We start from the raw sequence: 22,075 nt of genomic DNA on the forward strand, positions 1-22,075 counted from the left end.
CGCCTCGTCCTCAATCTTTTCCGCCTCGACACCTCCAAGAAAAAAGGGGGTATCTATACTCGTCGCATTCTCGCCGCTTCTTCCGATGCTTATCGCGCCAGTCTCCTCGGGTTAAAGGGAATTTGATGCAATTGCCCTGCCGTAAAGCGTTCGGTTCTGCCGGAGGGCACGCAAAGCGTGTATAATTGCCGCCCTATGCCATTGATTCCAAATTTATTTATAGGCGCTGCCGATGCGTTTTGACGAACTCGGCCTCGCGCCCGAGCTGCTAAGAGCCATTTCCGAACAGGGTTACACAGACCCGACGCCGATTCAGGCGCAAGCCATTCCTATCGTTCTCGCCGGTAATGACCTGATGGGCGGCGCCCAGACCGGTACCGGAAAAACCGCTGCCTTCACCCTGCCGCTGCTCCAGCGCATCCTGCCCTTTGCCAGCCCAAGCCCGTCACCGGCTCGCCACCCGGTCCGCATCCTGATGCTGGCGCCGACCCGCGAACTGGCAATCCAGGTCTTCGAGTCGGTCAAAACCTATAGCAAATACATTCCGGTCCGCAGCCTGTGCACTTACGGCGGCGTTGATATCAAGCCGCAGATCGCTGAAATCCGCCTCGGTGTCGAAGTCCTGGTGGCCACTCCGGGCCGCCTGCTTGATCTGGTTGAACAAAAATGCCTGAACTTTGGCAGCGTGCAGGCGCTCGTTCTCGACGAGGCCGACCGTATGCTGGACATGGGCTTCGTTCCGGATGTCACACGCATCATCAACCTGCTGCCAACACAGCGCCAGAGCCTGCTTTTCTCGGCAACCTTTTCGGAAGAGATCAAGAAGCTGGCCGACAAAATGCTCAAGTCGCCGGTGCTGATCGAAGTTGCCAAGCGCAATACGGTGTCCGAGACGATCACGCACCGGGTGCATCCCGTAGCTGCTGACGCCAAACGAGCGCTACTGGTTAAGTTGCTCAAGTCGTCGGAGTTCAATCAGGTTCTGGTCTTCACCCGAACCAAGATCGAAACCAATAAGCTCGCCCGCGAACTGCAACGCGCAGGCATTGCCGCCGACTCGATTCATGGCGACAAGAGCCAACTCGACCGACTAAAGGCGCTCGAAGCCTTCAAGGATGGCAGCATACTGGTACTGGTCGCCACCGACGTTGCGGCGCGCGGCCTGGATATTGACGATCTGCCGCACGTCATCAATTTCGAGCTTCCGCACACGCCGGAAGACTATATCCATCGCATTGGTCGAACCGGCCGTGCCGGAAAACACGGGACAGCAATTTCATTGGTTTCGGCGCACGAAGTGCAGTATCTGGTGGATATCGAAAAGCTGATCAAGATCGAAGTGGAACAGGTTCTGGTGCCGGGTTTCGATCCCGAATACGACTATGACTACCCGCCCACCGGCCGAAAAATTCACCACCGCCGGCCACCGGCACCCTCGGCCTCGGTGGCGCCTGCCGCCAGACCGGCGCGTCGTGAACATTCACCGGCCAACCCGCAACACACCGGCATTCGGCGCAAGACCCACATTGCTGCCGACGGTTTTGATTTCAGCAAGCCTTACGAGAGTGCGCTACCCCAGCCGATGGCCGCTCCGGCCGACGCCGAAACCGCAGAAGTCGTCGCGCACATGGAGCACCCGCACAAGCCACGGCGTCTGGTTGCGGCGCTACTTGGCGGACTGGGTCGAAAAAAAGGCTAGCAGCCTACTGTTTTTTCTGCGGCGTTAGGGGTTTTTCCGGTGCGGCGACCAACTTCAGGATAACCACCGAAAGATTGTCGCCTTCGCCTTGCGCCCGCGAGCGCGCCCGCCTAATCATCACTCTGGACGCTTCACGGGCCGAGTAGGCAGCGACCACGCCGGCCAGTTCAGCATCGCCGAAGTAACCCCAGAGACCGTCCGAGCACAGCAGAAAAGAATCTCCCGCCTGCAGATCTTCCGCTTCACCAAAATCGATCTTCGGCGTTTCGTTGCCACCGAGCGAAGTTACCAGGATGTTGCGATTGGGATGAACCAGCGCCTGATCCGGCGTGATTTTACCCTTGGCCACCAACTGCTCGACGTAGGAATGGTCGGTAGTGCGGAAAAAAGGCTGATCACCACGGAAGCGGTAGAGCCGGCTGTCGCCACAATGCGCCCAGCTTACCTTGCCCGGCTGCAGGATCAACATGACGGCGGTACTGTGCGGATCCTTCTCGTTCATGAAGCGCGACGCCTTGATCAGCATGTGCGCCTCGTTAAAGCTTGATTCAAGCAGGGCTTGCGAAGACTCGCTGCGCACCGAAAACCGTTCGAGATTGTTGCACGAGGTATGAAGCACCTGTTGTGCCGCCAGCGCACCGCCGGTGTGCCCGCCCATGCCATCGGCAACGACGGCGAGGGCGACCCCGCCGCCATTGGGATGGGGAAAAAGAGCCACACGATCCTGCTGTTCCTTGCGGTCACCCTGATGCTGGGCAACGCAGGCGTCAATCAATAGAGACATTAGGCAAACCTCTCCCCGGAGAAGCCAGAATATCACGTTTGACTCTGGCCTTCACAGAGACGCAATGGCGATGAAGTACTGAAGCAAAATTCGCTCCCTCACCACCACCCCGGAACATGGGAGAAGTCTTCCGATATAATCCGCCACTCACCTCAGGAAACCAGTTATGGGCCACCGCCTCTCAAAAATCGTTACCCGCACCGGCGATGCCGGCACCACTGGCCTTGGCGATGGTTCGAGAGTCGCCAAGGACTGCCTGCGTATCGAGGCCATGGGCGAGGTTGACGAACTCAACTCGAGCCTCGGCGTTCTGCTCAGCAGCGAACTTCCGGAAACCATCCGCACAGCCTTGCTCGGCGTCCAGCATGATCTTTTCGACCTCGGTGGCGAGCTGTGCATCCCCGGTTTGAACATCATCAGCGAAGCGCATATCGTCCGCCTGGAAGAACTTGTCGCCCAATTCAACGACAATCTTTCCCCGCTCAAGGAGTTCATCCTGCCCGGCGGAACCCAGGCCGCAGCCTTCGCCCACCTCTCGCGGACGATCTGCCGTCGCGCTGAACGACGTGTCGTGCATCTGTCCAACAGCGAAAATGTCTCCGAGTTTTCCCGCAAATACCTGAACCGTCTGTCGGATCTTCTGTTTGTCCTCGGCCGCACCCTCAACATCGCTGGCGGTTGTGGCGATGTCCTCTGGGTGCACGGCAAGAATCGCCGTTCCTAAGCCTTGCGTCTACGCTCGATAAGAGAGCGTATCTGCGAGATCATAACGGACACTCCGTTAAAGTGGTCTGGTGCGATCTGTTCGCGAACGAACTGGTCGAGCAACCATCCCGCAACAGCATCAAGCTCCTCCTCAATGACATCCAACTGATCGAGCGGAGCCGTTTTTGCCTCTCGCAACATGGCTGGCATACACGCAAGGTTCCTTTGTGTCTCGTCAGGCCGATGTCGGCGCCAGGACGCCCTGAACCAGAGAACGACCGAACCGGCAACACCGCCGATGATTGAAATATTGAAGAGCATATTCATCGCCTCCTCAAAAAAACTCACCTGGCTCCCGTCAAGATAGGCGGCTGCACCCGGATGGACGGGAAGAACGCCTTTCTTGCCGGTATCCGGAGCTTCAATCTGGCCCATGCGCGGCAGGGTTGCGGCTAGCTTGGCCCGGGTCACCAGCAGCAGCCGCGTGATTTCGCTGGCGACATCCTTGGGCATGGTTTTTCTGGCCACCAGGCGAACCGTAACCGCTACCGTCGCCACCTCTTCGACCGGGCTGGCCGGCGCCGCGACGAAAGCGCCCTGAGGGATTTCAACTTCCTCATAGACGGGGTTCTGCTCAATAATCGCCTTGGCTTCCAGATTGATGAACTTCGGTTGCTTTTTTGTCGCATTGACGATGGCCTTGACCGCCTCAGCAATGGCTCCGGGCCCAACCACGCCCATGGCGACAACGGCAGCAACCTGCTTGCTGCGCAGCGCGGTGCCGACCTCTGCCGAGCTCATCCTGAGCATATTGCCCGGCTTGAGGCCATAAAAATCGATCACTGTTTTAAGCAAGGGATCCTTTTCTTCTGTCCCGTACAGCAGCGCAATCTTTTTTCCGACCAGATCCTTCATTGAGGCGACGGACGAATTCGTTGACGCCATGATCACCAGCGGAATCCGGTTAATAACAACGATCGTTCCCCCGTTGGCCACCGCCGGGTGATCGCTCCTGGCAATGGCCAGATCGAACTGGCCGCTCTGCAGCGCCGCCGCACTTCCTTCAAGACTGAACTTCTCCTCTAAAAGCAGGCGGAAGCGGGGATGTTCTTCAAGCAATTCACGCCGGAAGGCAGAAATGAACTTGTGTCCATCACTCCCAAGCGGGCCGGTCGCTATGCGAATCGTATAACTCGGAGAAAACACCCAGGGGAACCACACCCAGGCGGCTGCGGCTGCGGTGAACATCACCAGAAAGAATCCCGCTATGGCGAATCGCTTAAGCACGGCAGTAGTTCTGGTCATCATTGCCTTTCGCCTCCAATCCTATCGTCATTACGCGCAACGCCACATTTCTTTTCGCTCGCCAGGAAGATTCTCATAAATCGTACCGTCTGACGATGGTGTCCAGAGTTAATGTATACTTGCCTCGTCTGAATGGTCATACAAACGGTGCCCATTTCGTCGCTTCTTGTTTGGTGCGTGCACGCACAATTTCAGGGCATGGCGCCTGAGCAACTGCCAGAAACCTGGTCTTTCAAGTGGTTTTCCATTTGGCACGCTTTCTGCTGATGGATAACCAGATCAACTGCACTGCGGCGGAAATCATGAGCAAACCTTTCTTTAACGAGATGTACGATGAGGCAGGCACCCTGCGGCCGCATTACAACGCCTATGCCGACTGGCTGGCGGGAACGCCCTCCGAGCGCATCGCGCGCAAGCGCGCCGAAGCCGACATTGCCTTTCACCGGGTCGGCATCACCTTCGCCGTGTATGGCGACGAATCGACACAGGATCAAGGCAAGGAAAGGTTGATCCCCTTCGATATCATCCCGCGCATCATTCCGGCAGTTGACTGGCTGGCCCTGCAGGCCGGTCTGCGCCAACGCGTCAAGGCGCTCAATGCCTTCCTGCACGACATCTATCATGACCAGGAAATCCTTCGCGCCGGCCACATCCCGCGCGAACAGGTGTTAAACAACGCGCAGTTCCGCCCCGAGATGATGGGCATTGATGTGCCGGCCGGAATCTACGCGCACATTGCCGGCGTCGACCTGGTCCGGGCCGGCGCAGGTGAATTCTATGTCCTCGAAGACAACCTGCGCGTCCCCTCCGGCGTGTCCTACATGATCGAGGACCGCAAAATGATGATGCGACTTTTCCCCGAGCTTTTCTCGCGGCACAAGATCGCGCCGGTGCAACACTATCCGGACATGCTCCTGGAAAACCTGCGCACCGTCGCGCCGCAGGGTGTCGTCGACCCGACCGTAGTGCTGCTCACCCCCGGCGCCTACAACAGCGCTTATTTCGAGCACACCTTCCTGGCGCAACAGATGGGTATCGAACTGGTCGAGGGGCGCGACCTTTTTGTCAAGGACGATATCGTCTACATGCGCACCACACAGGGGCCGCAGCGCGTCGACGTGATCTACCGTCGGCTCGACGACGACTTCCTCGATCCACTCGCCTTCCGCAAGGACTCGATGCTTGGCGTTCCCGGCCTGCTCTCAGCCTACCGCGCCGGGCACGTGACGCTGGCCAATGCCATCGGCACTGGCGTTGCCGATGACAAATCAATCTACCCCTACGTTCCGGACATGGTGCGCTTTTACCTGGGCGAAGAATCGCTGCTCAACAACGTGCCGACCTTCATGCTGCGCAAGCCGGACGATCTGAAATATGCGCTCGATCACCTGCCCGAACTGGTGGTCAAGGAAGTCCATGGTGCCGGTGGCTACGGCATGCTGGTCGGACCGGCGTCGACCAGCCAGGAAATCGAGAACTTCCGCGCACGAATCATTGCCGAGCCCGAGAAGTACATCGCGCAGCCGACGCTGGCGCTGTCCAACTGCCCAACCTTTGTTGAATCGGGCATCGCTGCCCGCCACCTCGACCTGCGCCCCTTCGTGCTTTCCGGAAAGAGTATCGACATGGTTCCCGGCGGCCTCACGCGCGTCGCCTTGCGCGAAGCTTCGCTGGTCGTGAACTCATCGCAGGGCGGTGGCACCAAGGATACCTGGGTACTTGAAAACTGAGCCGGGGAGAGAAAAATGTTAAGCCGCACCGCTGATCACCTTTACTGGCTGGCCCGCTTTACCGAGCGCGCCGAGAATCTTGCCCGCCTGCTCGACGTTACGCACCAGATGTCGCTCGTTCCACAGTCGGTCGCCGCTGAAAACCAGAACTGGGGCGCCATCCTGGCGCTGAACAGCCTGGAGGACGCTTTCGCCAAGTCCTATGCCGAAGTCAATGCCGAGAACGTGTTGCGCTTCATGGTTTCCGACCCGGACAACCAGACCTCGATCTACAGTTGCCTGCGCGCCGCACGCGAGAACGCCCATGCCGTGCGCGGTACGCTCACCGCAGAAACCTGGGAGAGCTGTAATGCCACCTGGATCGAACTGCGCGAGCAGAAATTCGAACAGATTCTTTCAGCCGGCGTCGGCGAGTTCTTCGAGTGGGTCAAGCTGCGTTCGGCTGTCACCCGCGGCGTCACCTTCGGCACCATGCTGCAGGACGACGCCCTGCACTTCATTCGCCTCGGCGGGCTGCTCGAGCGCGGCGACAATACGGCGCGAATTCTTGACGTGAAATATCACGTACTGAACACCAATGGCGATGAAGGAACCACCGATTTCTACCAGTGGGGAGCGTTGCTGCGCTCGCTGTCGGCCTTCGAGGTTTACCGTAAGGTCTATCGTGATCTCATCACTCCGGCGCGCGTTGCCGAACTGCTGATGTTGCGCCAGGACATGCCGCGTTCACTGCTCGCCTGTTCCAGTGGCATCGTGCGCGTACTGAAGGCGATTACCAACGCCCAATCGTCCGAAACCGAACGCCGCGCTGGCATGCTGCACGCCCACCTTCATTTCACACGCATTGACGACGTACTGGCGCAGGGTTTACACGAGTACCTCACCGACTTCATGGATCGTATTTACGATCTTGGTGACGGCATCAGCCGCGACTTCCTGGTGCCGGCGACCTGAACCTGTTATCAGCGGCCAAGCAGAACGACGACGGTAAAAAACCAGCCGCCAAATGCACCCAGCATGTGTGCATCCTGTAACAGCGCAGCGGCCGGGTCACCGCCGCCACCGCGCCGATGCAACAAAAACAGGTAGCGGAATATCCCGTAAATGACGAAAGGGACGGTGTAAATCAGATTGCTCGTGCCATGCATGGCAACCGTCTCGGCGCTCACGGTGTACAGGCTATAGCTGACAATGGCGCCAGCCGCACAAATACCGATCAGCTTGTCAAGCAGCACCGGATCGTAGTCATCGAGCACCTTGCGGTGACTGCCGCCGCGCCCAAGCAGTGCATTGAGCTCGGCGCGCCGCTTGGCAAAACCAAGAAAAAGCGTCAGCAGCAAACCGCAGAGCAGCAGCCAGTGCGAGGGGGCAATTCCGACGCCTAACGTACCCGCCAAAATGCGCAGCATGAAACCGGCCGAAATGATGAATACATCGAGCAGGACGACATGCTTCAAGCCCATCGAATAGGCCACATTGAGCAGGGCGTAGCTAAGCACGATGAGCAGTACAGTCGTTGATGCGGCAGTAGCCAGCAGCAGCGCCCACACCATGCAGACGCCGGCCAGGAGCAGCGCCTGGGTCACGCTCACCGCACCCGAAGCGAGAGGTCGCAGGCGCTTCTCCGGATGTTCCCGATCGCCTTCCCGATCGGCCAGATCATTGATGACATAAACCGCCGAGGCGGCCAGCGCAAAAGCGGCGGCGGCCAACACCACCTTCTGCACCAGCAACGGCTGCTGCCAGGCATGGCCGAACAGCAGCCCGACAAAGACGAACCCGCTCTTGACCCACTGATGCGGCCGCAGAAGTTTGAGATAAGGTTTCAATCCGTTCATTTTGAGAGACTCAATTTTTCACCGCAAAGGTGAAGCTTTCATGTCCCCTCCGGGAAATAGCGTTCGCAGAATTCGCAGCCGCGTTGCGGCAGCCAGGCCGGGATCCAGTAGAAGCGCTCGCGGATGCGGGCCAGTACTTTGTCATGATACACAGAGTACTTGAAGCCCTGCCCGAGCACCAGGTAATAGCGCGCACCGTGCAGTTCAATCTCACGAAAATCGACATGTTCGAAGAAAGCGGCGTAATCGTAGCTGTCCGGTGCGCTCTTGCGCAGAATCAGCACCTTGCGTCCATCCTGCGTTCGCCAGTCGGTCATGAAGTCGTCCTGACGGGCATGGAATGAGCCTTCACCGAAGACAGCAAACGGGCGTTGCGCCTTATATGCCAATGTCGCGGCCGGCGAGTAGCCGTCCATGGCAAAACTGTAGTCTGCGGCATAGGGTTGCAGCAGCGCCAGCAACTCATCGGCACACACAGTCAGCACGATGCCGTCATAGAGCCTGCTGTTCCTCCAGGACTGTATCGGCAGCGCGGCGACCACGATAATCGCCAGCACCTGCACTGTGGCAAAGACGGCTGACCAACGCACCAGCCTGACCAGCGCTGCCAGCGGTAAGGCCATCGCCGCCAGCACGGCAAGCAATGGAATGAAGGAAACCAGCCAGTGCAGACCGACCGGGCGCGCGAACGACATTAGTGCAAAAATCAGCAGCGGCACCAGCATCAGCCAGAAAATTGCGCCGGCGCCGGGTTCGCTTCCACGCACTGTAATCACCCACCGGCGCTGCCGCCACAGTTCAAACAGCAGCCACGGCGTCGCCAGATAAGCGAGCGAGGCGATATAAAGCAGGGGGTTGTGCCACGAGAAACCGGCGCCCTCGTTACGATTCATGAAATTGAAGAGAATATTCACCCAGCAGTGAGCGCTGTTCCACCATAGGTTGTAGGCCGGCGCCGGCAGCGCGGCAAGCATCAAAAATGCGAAGCCCGCCGAACGAGAACGGTCGCGCCGGATGAAGAGAACGTGCGCCAGATAGGCCAAGCCGAGCAGCGCGGCGAAATACTTACCAAGGAAAGCCAGGCCCAGCAGCGCCCCGGCAGCAGCGTGCCAGAACAGCGCCCGGCGCGCATGTAACCCGCTGCGCAAGGCCGCCACATACGCCAGAACTGAAAGCATGGAAAAGAGGATGACCGGCGTATCGGTGGTGATCAGCACATTCCACACATTAACCGGCTGTAGCACAACGAGCAGCGCCGCCAGCCTGGCCCGCGCTGCGCCGTAAGGATAAACCAGCCACCAGGCGCCACCGGCCAGAATCAACGGCAACACCAGCGCCGGCAGGCGCAAGAACCATTCGTCGCGAGAAATGGCGAGCAGCCCGCTCAGCCACCAGCCGACCATCGGCGGATGATCGTAATACCCACCCGCCGGATGTTCCCCCCAAGAAACGAAATAGGCTTCGTCGCCAGTCATCGGCAGCACCACCGAGAACCACAGGCGAAAGACGACCAGCGCCAGCAGGCCGAGCGAGGTAAAGCTAACCGCTTTCAACGTGCCCCGCAGGAAACACCCTTGGGGTGCAGAGAGCGCAGAGACGCAGAGTTCGCAGAGAACTGCACAGCGAAAAACCTGTTCGGGTTTTCTCTGCGTTCTCTGCGCCTCTGCGTACTTTGCGTTGAAAGCGGTTCACACATCACTGCACAGCCTTGACCAGACGCCGAGAACGCACCCCCTGCGCCAGAATCTCCAGAACGGCCACCGAATCCTCCCAGCCGAGGCAGGCATCGGTAATGCTTTTGCCGTATTCGAGCGGTTTGTCCGGCATCAAATTCTGCCGCCCTTCGACCAGGTTCGACTCGATCATCGCGCCCATGATGCGCTCCTCGCCGGCCGCCAACTGGGTGGCGACGTCGCTGGCCACCTCAAGCTGCCGCTTGAACTCGCGACTGCAATTGGCGTGCGAGAAGTCCACCATCAGCCGGGCCGCCAGTGCCGCCGCCGCGATCTCCCTGGCCGCCGCATCGACATGTGCCGCGTCGTAATTGGGCGTCTTGCCGCCACGCAGGATGACGTGACAATCCTCGTTACCCGCAGTCGACACAATCGCCGAGTGACCGGCCTTGGTTACCGAGAGAAAATGATGCGGCGACTGTGCGGCGCGAATGGCATCAATGGCGATGCGCACATTGCCGTCGGTACCGTTCTTGAAGCCGACCGGACACGACAAACCCGAAGCCAGTTCGCGGTGCACCTGCGACTCGGTGGTGCGCGCCCCGATGGCGCCCCACGCGATCAAATCCGCCGTGTATTGCGGCGTGATCGTATCGAGAAACTCGGTCGCGCAGGGCAGCCCCATGTCGTTTATTTCGAGCAGCAGTCCGCGCGCCAAACGCAGTCCCTCGTTGATGCGAAAGCTGTTGTCCAGGCGCGGGTCGTTGATCAGACCCTTCCAGCCCACCGTCGTGCGCGGCTTTTCAAAATACACGCGCATGACGATCTGCAAATCCTTTGCGAAACGCGGCGCCTCATTCTGTAAGCGTTTGGCATAGTCGATGGCCAGCTCGACGTCGTGAATCGAGCAGGGGCCGATGACCACCAGCAGGCGATCATCGGCGCCATGCAGAATGCGGTGAATTGTCTGACGCGCCTGATAGGTCGTCTGCGCGGCATGCACCCCGAGCGGAAACTCGCGAAAAACATGGGCCGGCGGCACCAACTCCTTGATCTCCTTGATGCGAACGTCGTCGGTATTCGGTTTGCCGGGCAGGGTCATAAACATCCTCTGGAGTTGAAGGGGTACGATTTTACGCGACGACCTGTTAACTGCTAAGCCGTACCGCCCACGGTCAAGCCTTCAATGCGCAGCGTCGGCTGTCCGACGCCGACCGGGACGCTTTGACCGTCCTTGCCACAGGTGCCAACACCCGGATCGAGGCGCATGTCGTTGCCAATCATCGACACCTGATTCATCGCCTCCGGCCCGCTGCCGATCAGGGTCGCGCCCTTGACCGGGCTGGTCACCTTGCCATCTTCGATCAGGTAGGCTTCGGACATCGAGAAGACAAACTTGCCGTTGGTGATATCAACCTGACCACCGCCGAAATTGACCGCATAAACCCCCTTCTTCACCGACTTGATGATTTCTTCGGGACTCTTATCGCCGGCCAGCATCGTGGTATTGGTCATGCGTGGCAGTGGCAGATGCGCAAAAGACTCGCGGCGACCGTTGCCGGTCGGCGCAACGCCCATCAGACGGGCGTTGAGGCTGTCCTGCATATAGCCCTTGAGGATGCCATCCTCGATCAACACCGTGCGCTGCGTTGGGTTGCCTTCATCGTCGATATTAAGCGACCCGCGGCGACCGGAAAGTGTTCCGTCATCGACCACGGTGACGCCCTTCGACGCCACGCGACTGCCGATCCGGCCGGCGAAGGTCGAACTTCCTTTGCGGTTGAAATCGCCCTCCAGACCATGACCCACGGCCTCATGCAGGAGAATGCCGGGCCAGCCAGAACCGAGCACGACGGTCATCGTTCCGGCCGGGGCCGGTCGCGCATTCAGATTGGTTACGGCCTGATGCACCGCATCGTGCGCATAGGCGTGCAGCATGGCATCGCTGAAATAGCTGTAATCGGTACGCCCGCCGCCACCGGCCGAGCCCTGTTCGCGCTTGCCATCACCGCCTTCGACAATAACCGTGATCGACACCCTGACCAAGGGCCGGATATCCGCCGCCAACCGGCCATCACTCCCGGCCACCAGCACCACCTCGTATTCTCCGGCGATGTGCGCCATGACCTGGGTTACGCGCGAATCTTCGGCTCGGGCATACGATTCTAGCCGTTCGAGCAGCTTCACCTTGGCCGTCGCGTCGAGCGAACTGAGCGGATCGCGCGGCACATAGAGCGAGCGTCCGGTTTTCTTCTTCAATGCCGGCACACGCTTCTGCTGCCCAGCCGCCGCGATGGCGCGCACTGCCGCCGCCGCATCGCCAAGCGCCAGCCGGCTAATATCGTCGGAATAGGCAAAGGCCGTTTTCTCGCCCGAGATGGCGCGCACGCCAACCCCCTCGTCGATATTGAAGCTACCCGACTTGACGATCCCCTCCTCCAGACTCCAGGCCTCAGAACGGCTGTACTGGAAATAAAGATCGGCATAGTCGACATCGTGCGCCATGATCGTGCCAAAAACCTTGGAGAGGTCGGCAACGTCCAGTCCATAAGGCGTGAGCAGGGTTTTCTGCGCCTGCACGAGCAGGGAGTGTGCTTTTGCGGTCATTGCATTTCCGATTTGGATAAATTCAAAAATTCAAACGCTTTAAACGCTTTAAACGCAGAGATCGCAGAGGCGCAGAGAACGCAGAGGAAAACCTTTTCTTTGATGCTTTTCTCTGCGGCCTCTGCGCCTCTGCGTTCTCTGCGTTGAAAGCGGTTTCCATCTTCACATCACCCGATGCGTGAGAGCCGGCAGGCTGGTGCGGACTTCGGCGATGCGCGCGTGGTTCAGTTCGCCGATCACGATACCTGGTCCTTTCGTCCTGCGGTCGATAATATCGCCCCAGGGGTCGATCAGCATGCTGTTGCCGTGCGTTTCGCGGCCGTTTTCGTGCTGGCCGCCCTGGGCAACGGCCAGCACATAGCACTGGTTTTCGATGGCGCGTGCACGCAGCAGGATTTCCCAATGTGCACGCCCGGTTGTTTCGGTGAATGCCGCCGGAATGACAAGCAAATCGACAACGCCCAGCGCGCGATAAAGCTCTGGGAACCTCACGTCATAACAGATCGAAAGGCCAACTCGCGCGAAGGGCGTGTTGAAGGTCGCTAGTTGCTTACCGGCTTCGATCGTTGCGCTTTCGTTATAGCGCTCTGCACCCTTCTCGAAGCCGAACAGGTGAATCTTGTCGTAACGCGCCACGCGTTCGCCCTGCGGGTTGAAAACCAGGCTGGAATTGAGCACCTTGCCAACGCTCCCGGCGACCAGCGGGATGGAACCGCCAACCAGCCAGATGCCATGCCGGCGGGCGCTTGCCGAGAGAAAATCTTGAATCGGCCCACCTGCCTCAGCTTCGGCCACCTTGAATTTGTCGCCGTCACGCAGGCCCATAATCGGGAAGTACTCGGGCAAGGCCACCAGGTCAGCACCCTGCGCAACCGCCTCGGCGATCAACTGACCGGCAGCTTGCAGATTGTCATCGACGCGCGGCGTCGACACCATTTGCACTGCGGCTAACCGAGCGTTCTTCAATGTGCACCTGGTGAGTTGCTGATCGTTGGCAAACGCGGCGCGGCCACTGGCGGTTCGTTACCCGACAGTTTCTCGACCTTGGGATCGTCCCAGGTGCCAGTGACCCGATAATCAAAACCGAACATGTGATTAAGCGGATTCTGCAGCACCTTGTGCGCCAGCAGGGTCGCCACGCCAGCAATCGGATTGATGAGCGCTATACCGAGCGCGGCGGTACCGCCCAGTTCAGGCTGGACGTTGACGTTGAGGCGCTGCGTTTCATGCAGCAGATCAACCTCGCCGCGCATCACGACACGCGCCGATGGCCCATCGATCTGCAAGCGCTCGGTACGCATCACTCCATTCTCAACCGACACCTTGCTGCTTATGGTATCGAAGGCCAGACCCTCACTGAAAACATCCTTGAAGTCGAGCGAAATCCGGCGCGGCAGGCCTTGCAGGCTGATCAGGCCAAGCAGCTTGCCGGCGGCCCCGGGGTCGAGTTTGACAAACTGCCCCTTGCCCGCCTCAAGATTCAGTTCACCGCTCAAGGATTCGAAATCAAGATCAGCCGGTGAACTGTTCCAGCCGATTTTCCCACCGAGCTGAGCCGTTCCCGCACGCACGGCGCCAGGATAAGCCAGACGTTCGAGAAGCTTGCCCACATCGCTGCTGTCGACCTTGAATTCGAGCTGGGTTCGGTTTTTTCCACCGGCAATATGCCACTGGCCACTGCCGGAAAGGCTGCCAAAGGGATTGGTCGCCTGAATCTTTTGCAGATGCCAGACCCCGGCTTCGTTGCGCGCCTGCACTTCCAGTCGTCCAAAACGACGCGTGCCCAGGGCAAACTCGTCGGCAATGATATCAAGCGCCGGCAGCTTCTCGACCACTTCGCCGGCGCCGGCATGGCCCGCATCCGGCGCAGGATCAATCGTCAATTGCTTGAAACGGGCGGTTAGCTTGCCACTGCCCGCATTTTCCCAAAGCAGATCGCCGCTCGCCTGACGCGAAGCCAGGCGAATCTTCCACTGGGCAAGTGCAGCAGACGCATTCAGATCGACATCATTGTAGTGCCGCCCAAGCAGCAGCAGATCGTCGGCCTTAATGCTGACGGCATCAACGGTCGGGGAAGGCACGTTGGCGGCACCCTCAGATGCCGCACCACCGGCGGGACGCAGCAGCCGCCGCCAGTGATCGAGATCCAGGCGTTTCGCGCTCACCTCCAGGGCGATGCCACTGGCCGGCAATTGCAGCGGCCGACCGATGGCAATCGCCCCGCGTTCGCTGACAAAGCCCTCGTGCTGTTTGTGGCGTATCAACTGCACGGAAAGAAAGTTGCCCAGCGCAGCGCTGATTTGATCATGCACTGCCGTGTCGTTTTTCTCGGAACTTGCATTCGCATCGCCCCTGCCCCCCGCCGGCAGCAGTTTCTTTTCGAAACGCAGTGGCACGGTCTCGCCAGCCGTTTTGGCAAAAGGTTCAGGCAAGGTTGAAGCCAGTCCGAGCAGCGTCGAACCAATCACCAGATCGGCATTGCGCTTATTGATGCGCACCTCGCCACGATAGCTGGTCGTCCCCGACAGAGTCTCAAGCAGCGGCAAATCACCGGGCTTGCGTAACTGGTTGAAGTTGATTGAACCGTTGGCGGCAATCAGCACCCGACCATCTTTTTGCAAGCCGCCCTTGATTTTGAGCGGACCGCCAAAGAGGGTGCCGGTGATCTCAGGAACCTTCAGATCACTACCGGAAAATTGCACGCTTCCATTGACCTGTTTGATGGGGGGTAAGGCCGCATCAATCGTGACTTCATTGTTTAAAAGCCGGTAGATTCCTTCGATTTTCGAATCGCCGAGCCTGGCCTCGTCAAGCGGGATCACCAGCCCCAGATCAAGATGGCCGTTGCCACTGGCACGCAGATCGTCGGTGAAGTGATCAATACGCTCGGCGACCGGACTTTGCTCGACAAATTTGAGGAATTCCGAAGTCGGCCCACTGACCTGCCCCTTGACGAACAGCGTAGAAATCGGCGCATCGAAATCAGGAATCTCGGCGCGGGTGTTCATAAGCTGCGCACCAAGGATCGATCCGCGCTGCGCCTCGACAACCATCCCGTTACCCTCGAAACGCAGATCGCCGGCAATGCCCTCGATCCTGGGCCAGCCTGTTGCGTAATCGAGCACTGCGTCATGCGCCTTGACCGTCACCAGAAACTGGCCTTTGCTCTTGTCCAAAAAAGGGAAGTCGATCAAATCACCTTTGAGTATCAGTTTTGCTTCGCTAGCATGCCCGGCCAGCAATGCATCGCGAAGCCACAGCCGTGCCCCCTGGCCCACTGCATGCGGCATATAACGCCAGACGGCTCTGGCGTCAGCCCGGGTCAACGACGCCGTAAGATCAATGACACCCGGCCCTGTTTCAGTGCTGCGATAGCTCCCCTGTGCCGAACCGGCAGCGTCGGGCCCGGAAAATTCGACCTGGGAAAGCTCGGCCTCTATGCCGCCCGTGCCGACCTTCCATGTGGCTTGCGCCGCGAGCGTGTCCAGGGTAGTCAGTGACTCCGGGAAAATACTCGGCAAATCGATTGTCGATTCTTTTGAGCGCAAGGTCGCGCTTCCTCCCGCTTCGTTGGCTTCAAGCACGCCGGACAAACCGGAAAACCCCGGAAAGTAACCCTGGGCCGTGAGCCCCAAACCGTCGAACCCGGCCTTCAGCGAATAGGCTTGCAGGCGGTCAGCATCGCCTTTCCATTTCGCTGTCAGTCCGCTGACCTGACCATGCGGTGCGTAATCGGTCAACAGCTGACGCGAGCGCGCATCAAACGGCAAGTACCCGGCGAGCCTGGCCAGCGCGCCGAGGTCAAGCCGGTTGGCGCTGGCGCTGCCAAGAACCGTTTTGCCATCGGCATGGGGCTGCCAATCGACATGAAAATCCGTCGCCTCGATCCGTATCGCCTCGGCCGCTGCGCCATTACGCGCCTTAAGCGGTCGCGTCGCCAACTCGATTTGACGCCCGCTCGCCTCAAAGCCGGTCGCCGAGAATTTGGCGCCGAGACGACCCGACATCTGCTCGAGTTCAAGCGCAGGCAAATCCTGGGCCAAGCGCAGGCTAACGTCCCGTAGCGATAAATCCGCCGTAACCTCTCGCAAGCTGCCTCGCGCAAAGCCAAGCCAAGCGCGCAGGGCGCCACGCCCATGGGGCAGCGCAACCGGATACTCCAGCCACTGACGCCAGACCGCCAGATCCGCGTAGGCGATCTCGGCATAGGCCTGCCCCGACCACGTTCCCATGCGCTCAATATCCGTCCCCCGGAAATCGCCACGGACGTCGATCTTTGACGCCAGCCCTTCGGGAGGCAGTGCAGTCAGGCCAAAACGATGGCGATTGCCAACGTTATCAAGGGCCAGATCGAGGTTCTTGAGAACCAGCGCGGGCGCATTGCGCAGCTCATCCTGCCAGACCAGGGTGGCGCCCCGGATGCGGATACGCCTTTGCCCCAGTATCCAGTCGGAAACATCGCTGTCGTTTTGTTCCTGTCTGAGCGGAATGCCGGCGATGAAAATATGGCCATCGCTGGCACGACGCAAATTTAGCGTCGGCTCGTCGATGCTCAGCAGGCGAAGTTCGAGTTGTGCGTTCGGCACCGACCACCAAGAGAGAATCGCTTCGATACGGGTAAATGCCAGCGCCGGTCGCCCCTGCGCATCGGCCACGCGAACATCGAACAGGGTCAGATCCGGGTTGATCCCCTGCCAGCTCGCTTCAATTCGTCCGATGCTGATGCTTTGTCCCAGCCCCTGGCTGGTCAGCCGCTCGATGTCGGAACGATAGTCTTCAATATGCGGCAAAATGCTATAGCGAAGCACCAGCACCACGATGACAAAGCTGAAATAAACCAGCCAGAAACCCCAAACCAGTACACGCCACACGCCGCGCAACACCCGCTCAGGAACGCCGGGCAGCAGCACGTGCAGACGGTGATAGATCGACGCCCGCAGGCCGTCCTCGCGCGTCATGACTGACTAACCTGCGGAAGACTTTGCCAAATATCGGTAAGCGTCACTAGAATGGCGAACTACCTGGAAACCTGTGGGGAAGTTCCAATTGTAACGGCTTTAGGCGATCGAGCCACGCTGAACAGGACACGCGAGGACAAGGCTCTGTAGCAACAAACCCGACAATGACTGAAATCCACGACACCTCTCCTTCCCCCAAATGGCAATCGGCACTGACGCATAGCCGCTATTTGCGCCAACTGCTTGACGCCCGCCCTGAAATCGCCATCTGGCTTAAGCAGCATGCCGAGCGATGCATTGATGGCAAACTGATGCGCGAGTTTCTGCTCGCTGAAGTCCCAAGCGACGACGAGGGCCTCAAGCGTGTTCTGCGCCGCCTCCGCCAGCGCGTCATGGCCGCACTGATTGTGCGCGACCTCGGCGGCAAAGCATCGCTCGCCGAGGTGGTCGAGAGCATGACGCAGCTCGCCGATGTGACGACCAACTATGCGCTCGATTTCGTGCATCGCCAGCTTGTCGCCCAGTTTGGCGAAGCTCTGGATAGCCAGGGGCAGCCACAGCGCCTGCTAGTGATTGGCATGGGCAAGCTCGGCGGGCGCGAGCTCAACGTCTCATCCGACGTCGACTACATTTTCATCTACCCCGAGGATGGCGAAACGGCCGGCATCGCCGGGGGTGGCCGCCGGATCGACGCCTATGAATTCTTCGTCCGCCTCGGCAAGCGCCTGATCGCCGTGCTCGGCGAGATCACCGCCGACGGACAGGTCTTCCGCGTTGATATGCGTCTGCGCCCGAATGGCGATTCGGGCCCGCTCGTCTGTTCGCTGCTCTCGCTTGAAAACTACTTCATCACCCAGGGGCGTGAGTGGGAACGCTACGCTTGGATCAAGGCACGTGTGATGAATGAGGGCGATAACCTGCAACCGGAATGGCGCAGCGCACTGGAAGACATCTCGCGGCCCTTCATTTTCCGCAAGTATCTCGACTTCGGCGCGATCAATGCCATGCGCGACCTGCACGCCCAGATTCGCCGCGAGGTGGCACGCAAGGACATGGCCGAGCACATCAAACTCGGCCCCGGCGGCATCCGTGAAATCGAGTTCATGGCGCAGGTTTTCCAGTTGATTCGTGGTGGTCGCGACCCCTCGTTGCAGATTCACCCGACGCTCAAGGTGCTTCCACTTCTCGTTGCGCGCCGCCTGCTACCGGCTGACAGCGAGTGCGAATTGGCCTCTGCCTACGAATTCCTGCGCGTCCTGGAACACCGTCTGCAATACGTCAATGACGCTCAGACCCACACTCTCCCGAGCAACAATGAAGAACGCCGACTGATCGCCTTATCGATGGGCTTTTCCGACTGGCCGACCTTCTGCGCAGTGCTTGACACTCATCGCCAACGCGTAACCCGGCATTTCGGAGAAATCTTCTCCGACCCGGATGCTGGAACCCATGCCCTGGCTGGGCTATGGTTTGAGCAAAGCGACCGTGACAACGCACTGGAAACACTTTCCGAACTCGGTTTCCGACAGCCACAGGCGATGCTGGAGCGGCTCGGGAGTTTCCGCCAGAGCGCCAAATACCTGCAATTGCCAGCCCAGAACCGCGAGCGCCTGGACGCCCTCGGCCCGCGCCTGATCGAAGCGGCCGCAGCTACCCAAACGCCAGACGCCACCTGGCAACGCGGCCTTGATTTCTTTGAAACAATCAGCCGGCGCGGCGCCTACCTCGCCCTCTTGCAGCAATATCCACAAGCACTGACCAAGGTCGCCGAGATCATCGGCAGTTCCTCATGGGCGGCCAGCTACCTGACCCATCACCCGATCCTGCTCGACGAGGTGCTTGACCCGCGTCTTTACGAAATCGCCACCGACTGGGCGAATTTCTCTAGCGAACTTAACCAGCGGCTTGCCGAGCACATCGGCGACACCGAGCGTGAAATGGACATCCTGCGCGAAGCGCATCATGCCCAGGTCTTCCGTCTGCTAGCGCAGGACATTGCCGGGCTGCAAACCGTCGAACGCCTGGCCGACCACCTTACCGAACTGGCCGACATCGTCGTCAGAACCACCCTCGACCTGTGCTGGAACAAGCTCAAGGATCGCCACCCACACCCCGAGCGAGCGCCAAAATTTGCCGTCATCGCCTACGGGAAACTGGGCGGCAAGGAACTTGGCTACGGCTCGGATCTTGACCTGGTCTTCCTGCACAACGATCCCGAACCCGACGTTGGCGCCCTGTATGCCCGTCTCGGCCAACGCATGAGCACCTGGATGTCGAGCCGCACCTCGGCCGGAATGCTCTTCGACACCGATTTTCGTCTGCGCCCAAACGGTGACGCCGGCATGCTGGTCAGTACCCTCGACGCCTTCCACGACTATCAGTTGAAAGACGCCTGGGCCTGGGAGCATCAAGCCTTGACCCGCGCCCGCTTCTGCGCTGGCGACCCGGAGCTGGGCGCCCAGTTCGAGACCATCCGCAGCGAAATTCTGCGCCAGCCGCGTGACCTCGCCAAACTCAGGGAAGAGGTGCTGGCCATGCGTCAGCGCATGCTCGACAAGCACGCTTCGAACAGCGATGACGTCTTCGACCTCAAACAGGATCCGGGCGGACTGATCGACGTCGAGTTCATCGTCCAGTACCTGGTGCTTGGCCATGCCCATACCCACGAGCGCCTGTGCGCCAACCTCGGCAACATCGCCCTGCTCGGCATGGCCGCCGAACTTTGCCTCATCCCGCAAACGCTGACCGACCCAGTGCGTGATACCTACCGCGAATTCCGCCGCCTGCAACACGCCTTCCGCCTCAACGGCATCAGCAGCGCGCGCGTCGAACGCGATGCCTATGGCCGTCAGATTAAGGCGGTGAAGACGCTATGGGCATTTGTCTTTGATCATCAAAACTACAGGGAGTAAGCCATGCCTACCGCTCAAGCCGGAATTCTCCTGCCGGTACCTGAACAGGCCCGTTACATCACCTTCTCGCTTAGCAACACGGCGGCGATGTCCGATGCGCTGCACGCACTGCGCGACCTGGTCGACGGAGAAAACACGGTAGTCGGATTTGGCCAAACGCTCACTGCTGCGCTCAACGCGAACATTCCTGGCTTGCACAGCTTCCCGCCGATCACCGCCCCCGGACTGACCATCGGAATCACGCCGGAAGTGGTCTGGATCTGGTTGCGTGGCGATGACCGTGGAGAAATACTGCACCGTTCGCGACAAATCTGCCGGGCCTTGTCTCCCGCCTGCGCGCTGCACGATAGCGTGGACGCCTTCAAATACGCCGAAGGGCGCGACCTTTCCGGCTACGAGGACGGCACCGAAAACCCGACTGGTGACGCGGCGATCAGCGCCGCCATCGTTGGCCAAAACAACGCCTCGCTCGCCGGTTCGAGCTTTGTCGCGACCCAGCGCTGGCGGCACAACTTTGAATGCTTCGAAGCGCTGTCGGAAGACGCCCAGGACAACGCCATCGGGCGCCGGCAAAGCGACAACGCGGAACTTAGCGACGCCCCGGAATGCGCCCACGTCAAGCGCACGGCGCAGGAAAGTTTCAGCCCCGAAGCCTTCGTTCTGCGCCGCTCGATGCCGTGGGCAGAAGGCAACGCCGGCGGCCTGATGTTCGTCGCCTTCGGCCACTCGTTCGATGCTTTCGAAGCGCAACTAACGCGCATGGTCGGGCTTGAAGACGGCATCACTGACGCCCTCTTTAACTTCACGCAACCGGTTAGCGGCGCCTATTACTGGTGCCCGCCGCTCAAGGACGGCAAGCTCGATTTATCGCCGCTGGGGCTGTGAGATTGTGACACCGTCTCTTATGATCTAGGGGCGTTTTGTTCTGCCGGTGAATTGTTTGAGCCTTTGCTGAATATCCTCAGAAAGCCCACGGCGCATGCCGAGCGACGTCTTGATGTTTTTCATGGCGCCGCTCCAGGTGCGTGAGCATTCCAGCGCTTCCTCGATGTCCGCATCCCTCCCGAGCTCCACGAGCGCTTGCAGCACTGCGTTGGCTTGCTCAATGTCCTTGATCGCCTTGACATCCCGATCCCGGACACGCTCCTGCGCGATGATGAGTTTGTGGATGGCAAACCGTGCGGGATCGGGCAGCGTTATCGGAATCGCATAATTGCCCACAATCAGCCCCTTGAAGGTCGGGCCGGCGAGCAGGTAGTCCATGTATTTGAGGGGAGTCGCGGCAATGCCGATATCGGAAAAATACTTGGTCCCCGTGGTGTCTCGACCCTTTTTGACCGTCAGGAAGTCCAGTTTGACCTTTGACCGGCGGCTCATGATGGTCGACGACGGCTCCCTCGGATTAAGCTCGGGAACCAGGAAAAAGGAAGCGTCGACCTTCTTGGCCTCCTCCAACGCCTGAAGGGTTTCCCCAGTGTCATCGGGCACAGCTAGTGCAATGGTTTGCGATCGGGCCAAGTCCATGTCTGTGGTCCGAATATGGCTTCCCCAGCTCACCCCCAGTGCATTGCCCAAGGCAACAAACGCGTGCGAACCCACGAGCACCAACCCCTTGCGGAACAGCCCGGCGGACGCCAGTTTGTCCATGACGCGGAAATGCGCTGGCTCATTGGACATCCCGCCGCTGGCCAGAAACGCGCGGGCGGTCTGTTGCAATCCTTTAAACCGTGCTTATCCGGTTGTCTCCCAAATCCACTACCGGTAGTATGTTGAGCATCTGTGCCAACTTGGGATGGCCATGGTTATCGACGTGCTTGAACGAGACGATTTGCCGTTTCCCCGCTCGCTTCCCGAGTTTCAGCGA

15 protein-coding genes and 1 pseudogene are annotated in these 22,075 nt (G+C 59.6%); 7 read left to right on the forward strand and 9 right to left on the reverse strand.

The genetic code is table 11. The features are described from left to right. Positions 1-126, forward strand: a pseudogene (locus Q1J43_RS09665) (ISAs1 family transposase); the annotation flags it as partial. 106 nt (positions 127-232) lie between these two features. After that, a complete protein-coding gene (locus Q1J43_RS09670; RefSeq protein ID WP_301102278.1) occupies positions 233-1,699 on the forward strand; it encodes a DEAD/DEAH box helicase in 1,467 nt (488 codons plus the stop codon). Positions 1,700-1,703: 4 nt separating this feature from the next. Here Q1J43_RS09670 and Q1J43_RS09675 read toward each other — a convergent pair whose 3' ends face one another. Beyond that, on the reverse strand, positions 1,704-2,483 hold the full coding sequence (locus Q1J43_RS09675) for a protein phosphatase 2C domain-containing protein (RefSeq protein WP_301102280.1): 780 nt from the start codon (positions 2,481-2,483) through the stop codon (positions 1,704-1,706). A 166-nt stretch (positions 2,484-2,649) separates the two neighbouring features. Here Q1J43_RS09675 and Q1J43_RS09680 point away from each other — a divergent pair, with 166 nt between their 5' ends. Then, on the forward strand, positions 2,650-3,207 hold the full coding sequence (locus Q1J43_RS09680) for a cob(I)yrinic acid a,c-diamide adenosyltransferase (RefSeq protein ID WP_301102282.1): 558 nt from the start codon (positions 2,650-2,652) through the stop codon (positions 3,205-3,207). On the opposite strand, the gene Q1J43_RS09685 is transcribed toward Q1J43_RS09680, so the two are convergent. Then, entirely contained in the window at positions 3,204-4,496 is a 1,293-nt protein-coding gene (locus tag Q1J43_RS09685) for a TAXI family TRAP transporter solute-binding subunit (protein WP_301102283.1), read from the reverse strand. The genes Q1J43_RS09680 and Q1J43_RS09685 overlap by 4 nt on opposite strands. Positions 4,497-4,795: 299 nt before the next feature. Here Q1J43_RS09685 and Q1J43_RS09690 point away from each other — a divergent pair, with 299 nt between their 5' ends. Then, positions 4,796-6,223: a circularly permuted type 2 ATP-grasp protein gene (locus Q1J43_RS09690; protein ID WP_301102284.1), complete on the forward strand. Its 1,428-nt coding sequence runs from the start codon at positions 4,796-4,798 to the stop codon at positions 6,221-6,223. A 15-nt stretch (positions 6,224-6,238) separates the two neighbouring features. Beyond that, positions 6,239-7,177, forward strand: coding sequence for an alpha-E domain-containing protein (locus Q1J43_RS09695; RefSeq protein WP_301102285.1), 939 nt, complete (start codon positions 6,239-6,241; stop codon positions 7,175-7,177). 8 nt (positions 7,178-7,185) lie between these two features. Here the strand turns inward: Q1J43_RS09695 and Q1J43_RS09700 are convergent, their stop codons facing one another. The 6 genes from Q1J43_RS09700 to Q1J43_RS09725 all read right to left on the reverse strand — a co-directional run bounded on the left by Q1J43_RS09700 (position 7,186) and on the right by Q1J43_RS09725 (position 17,299). Then, positions 7,186-8,061 (reverse strand): decaprenyl-phosphate phosphoribosyltransferase, encoded by an 876-nt coding sequence (locus Q1J43_RS09700; RefSeq protein ID WP_301102287.1) that lies wholly within the window; start codon positions 8,059-8,061, stop codon positions 7,186-7,188. A gap of 38 nt (positions 8,062-8,099) precedes the next feature. Further along, on the reverse strand, positions 8,100-9,614 hold the full coding sequence (locus Q1J43_RS09705; RefSeq protein WP_301102289.1) for a glycosyltransferase family 39 protein: 1,515 nt from the start codon (positions 9,612-9,614) through the stop codon (positions 8,100-8,102). Between the two features lie 142 nt (positions 9,615-9,756). Next, positions 9,757-10,836 carry a 3-deoxy-7-phosphoheptulonate synthase AroG gene (gene aroG, locus Q1J43_RS09710; RefSeq protein WP_301102290.1) on the reverse strand — a complete coding sequence of 360 codons (1,080 nt, stop codon included), beginning with the start codon at positions 10,834-10,836 and terminating at the stop codon, positions 9,757-9,759. Between the two features lie 53 nt (positions 10,837-10,889). Further along, positions 10,890-12,341 carry a metalloprotease TldD gene (gene tldD / locus Q1J43_RS09715; protein WP_301102291.1) on the reverse strand — a complete coding sequence of 484 codons (1,452 nt, stop codon included), beginning with the start codon at positions 12,339-12,341 and terminating at the stop codon, positions 10,890-10,892. Positions 12,342-12,503: 162 nt separating this feature from the next. Next, positions 12,504-13,307, reverse strand: coding sequence for a carbon-nitrogen hydrolase family protein (locus Q1J43_RS09720; protein ID WP_301102292.1), 804 nt, complete (start codon positions 13,305-13,307; stop codon positions 12,504-12,506). Further along, positions 13,304-17,299: a YhdP family protein gene (locus Q1J43_RS09725; protein WP_301102293.1), complete on the reverse strand. Its 3,996-nt coding sequence runs from the start codon at positions 17,297-17,299 to the stop codon at positions 13,304-13,306. Before Q1J43_RS09725 ends, Q1J43_RS09720 begins: the two co-directional genes overlap by 4 nt. 164 nt (positions 17,300-17,463) lie before the next feature. Between Q1J43_RS09725 and glnE the strand changes: the two genes are divergently transcribed. Together glnE and Q1J43_RS09735 are read left to right on the forward strand one after the other, a co-directional pair. Next, positions 17,464-20,211, forward strand: a complete 2,748-nt coding sequence (gene glnE / locus Q1J43_RS09730) for a bifunctional [glutamate--ammonia ligase]-adenylyl-L-tyrosine phosphorylase/[glutamate--ammonia-ligase] adenylyltransferase (protein WP_301102294.1) — start codon at positions 17,464-17,466, stop codon at positions 20,209-20,211. A 3-nt stretch (positions 20,212-20,214) separates the two neighbouring features. Beyond that, positions 20,215-21,096 (forward strand): Dyp-type peroxidase, encoded by an 882-nt coding sequence (locus tag Q1J43_RS09735; protein ID WP_301102295.1) that lies wholly within the window; start codon positions 20,215-20,217, stop codon positions 21,094-21,096. A gap of 24 nt (positions 21,097-21,120) precedes the next feature. On the opposite strand, the gene Q1J43_RS09740 is transcribed toward Q1J43_RS09735, so the two are convergent. Then, positions 21,121-21,927 carry a nucleotidyltransferase domain-containing protein gene (locus Q1J43_RS09740; RefSeq protein ID WP_301102296.1) on the reverse strand — a complete coding sequence of 269 codons (807 nt, stop codon included), beginning with the start codon at positions 21,925-21,927 and terminating at the stop codon, positions 21,121-21,123. Positions 21,928-22,075 lie beyond the last annotated feature (148 nt).

Source organism: Propionivibrio sp. (assembly GCF_029255185.1).
Taxonomy (GTDB): Bacteria; Pseudomonadota; Gammaproteobacteria; order Burkholderiales; family Rhodocyclaceae; genus Propionivibrio.

What these genes read in the sequence shown, in the direction of transcription:
- Q1J43_RS09700 (WP_301102287.1), bottom strand. Translation starts at nt 8,061, where the DNA reads ATGAACGGATTGAAACCTTATCTCAAACTTCTGCGGCCGCATCAGTGG.
- Q1J43_RS09695 (WP_301102285.1), top strand. Translation starts at nt 6,239, where the DNA reads ATGTTAAGCCGCACCGCTGATCACCTTTACTGGCTGGCCCGCTTTACC.
- Q1J43_RS09680 (WP_301102282.1), top strand. Translation starts at nt 2,650, where the DNA reads ATGGGCCACCGCCTCTCAAAAATCGTTACCCGCACCGGCGATGCCGGC.
- Q1J43_RS09670 (WP_301102278.1), top strand. Translation starts at nt 233, where the DNA reads ATGCGTTTTGACGAACTCGGCCTCGCGCCCGAGCTGCTAAGAGCCATT.
- aroG (WP_301102290.1), bottom strand. Translation starts at nt 10,836, where the DNA reads ATGACCCTGCCCGGCAAACCGAATACCGACGACGTTCGCATCAAGGAG.
- glnE (WP_301102294.1), top strand. Translation starts at nt 17,464, where the DNA reads ATGACTGAAATCCACGACACCTCTCCTTCCCCCAAATGGCAATCGGCA.
- Q1J43_RS09690 (WP_301102284.1), top strand. Translation starts at nt 4,796, where the DNA reads ATGAGCAAACCTTTCTTTAACGAGATGTACGATGAGGCAGGCACCCTG.
- Q1J43_RS09735 (WP_301102295.1), top strand. Translation starts at nt 20,215, where the DNA reads ATGCCTACCGCTCAAGCCGGAATTCTCCTGCCGGTACCTGAACAGGCC.
- Q1J43_RS09725 (WP_301102293.1), bottom strand. Translation starts at nt 17,299, where the DNA reads ATGACGCGCGAGGACGGCCTGCGGGCGTCGATCTATCACCGTCTGCAC.
- tldD (WP_301102291.1), bottom strand. Translation starts at nt 12,341, where the DNA reads ATGACCGCAAAAGCACACTCCCTGCTCGTGCAGGCGCAGAAAACCCTG.
- Q1J43_RS09675 (WP_301102280.1), bottom strand. Translation starts at nt 2,483, where the DNA reads ATGTCTCTATTGATTGACGCCTGCGTTGCCCAGCATCAGGGTGACCGC.
- Q1J43_RS09685 (WP_301102283.1), bottom strand. Translation starts at nt 4,496, where the DNA reads ATGATGACCAGAACTACTGCCGTGCTTAAGCGATTCGCCATAGCGGGA.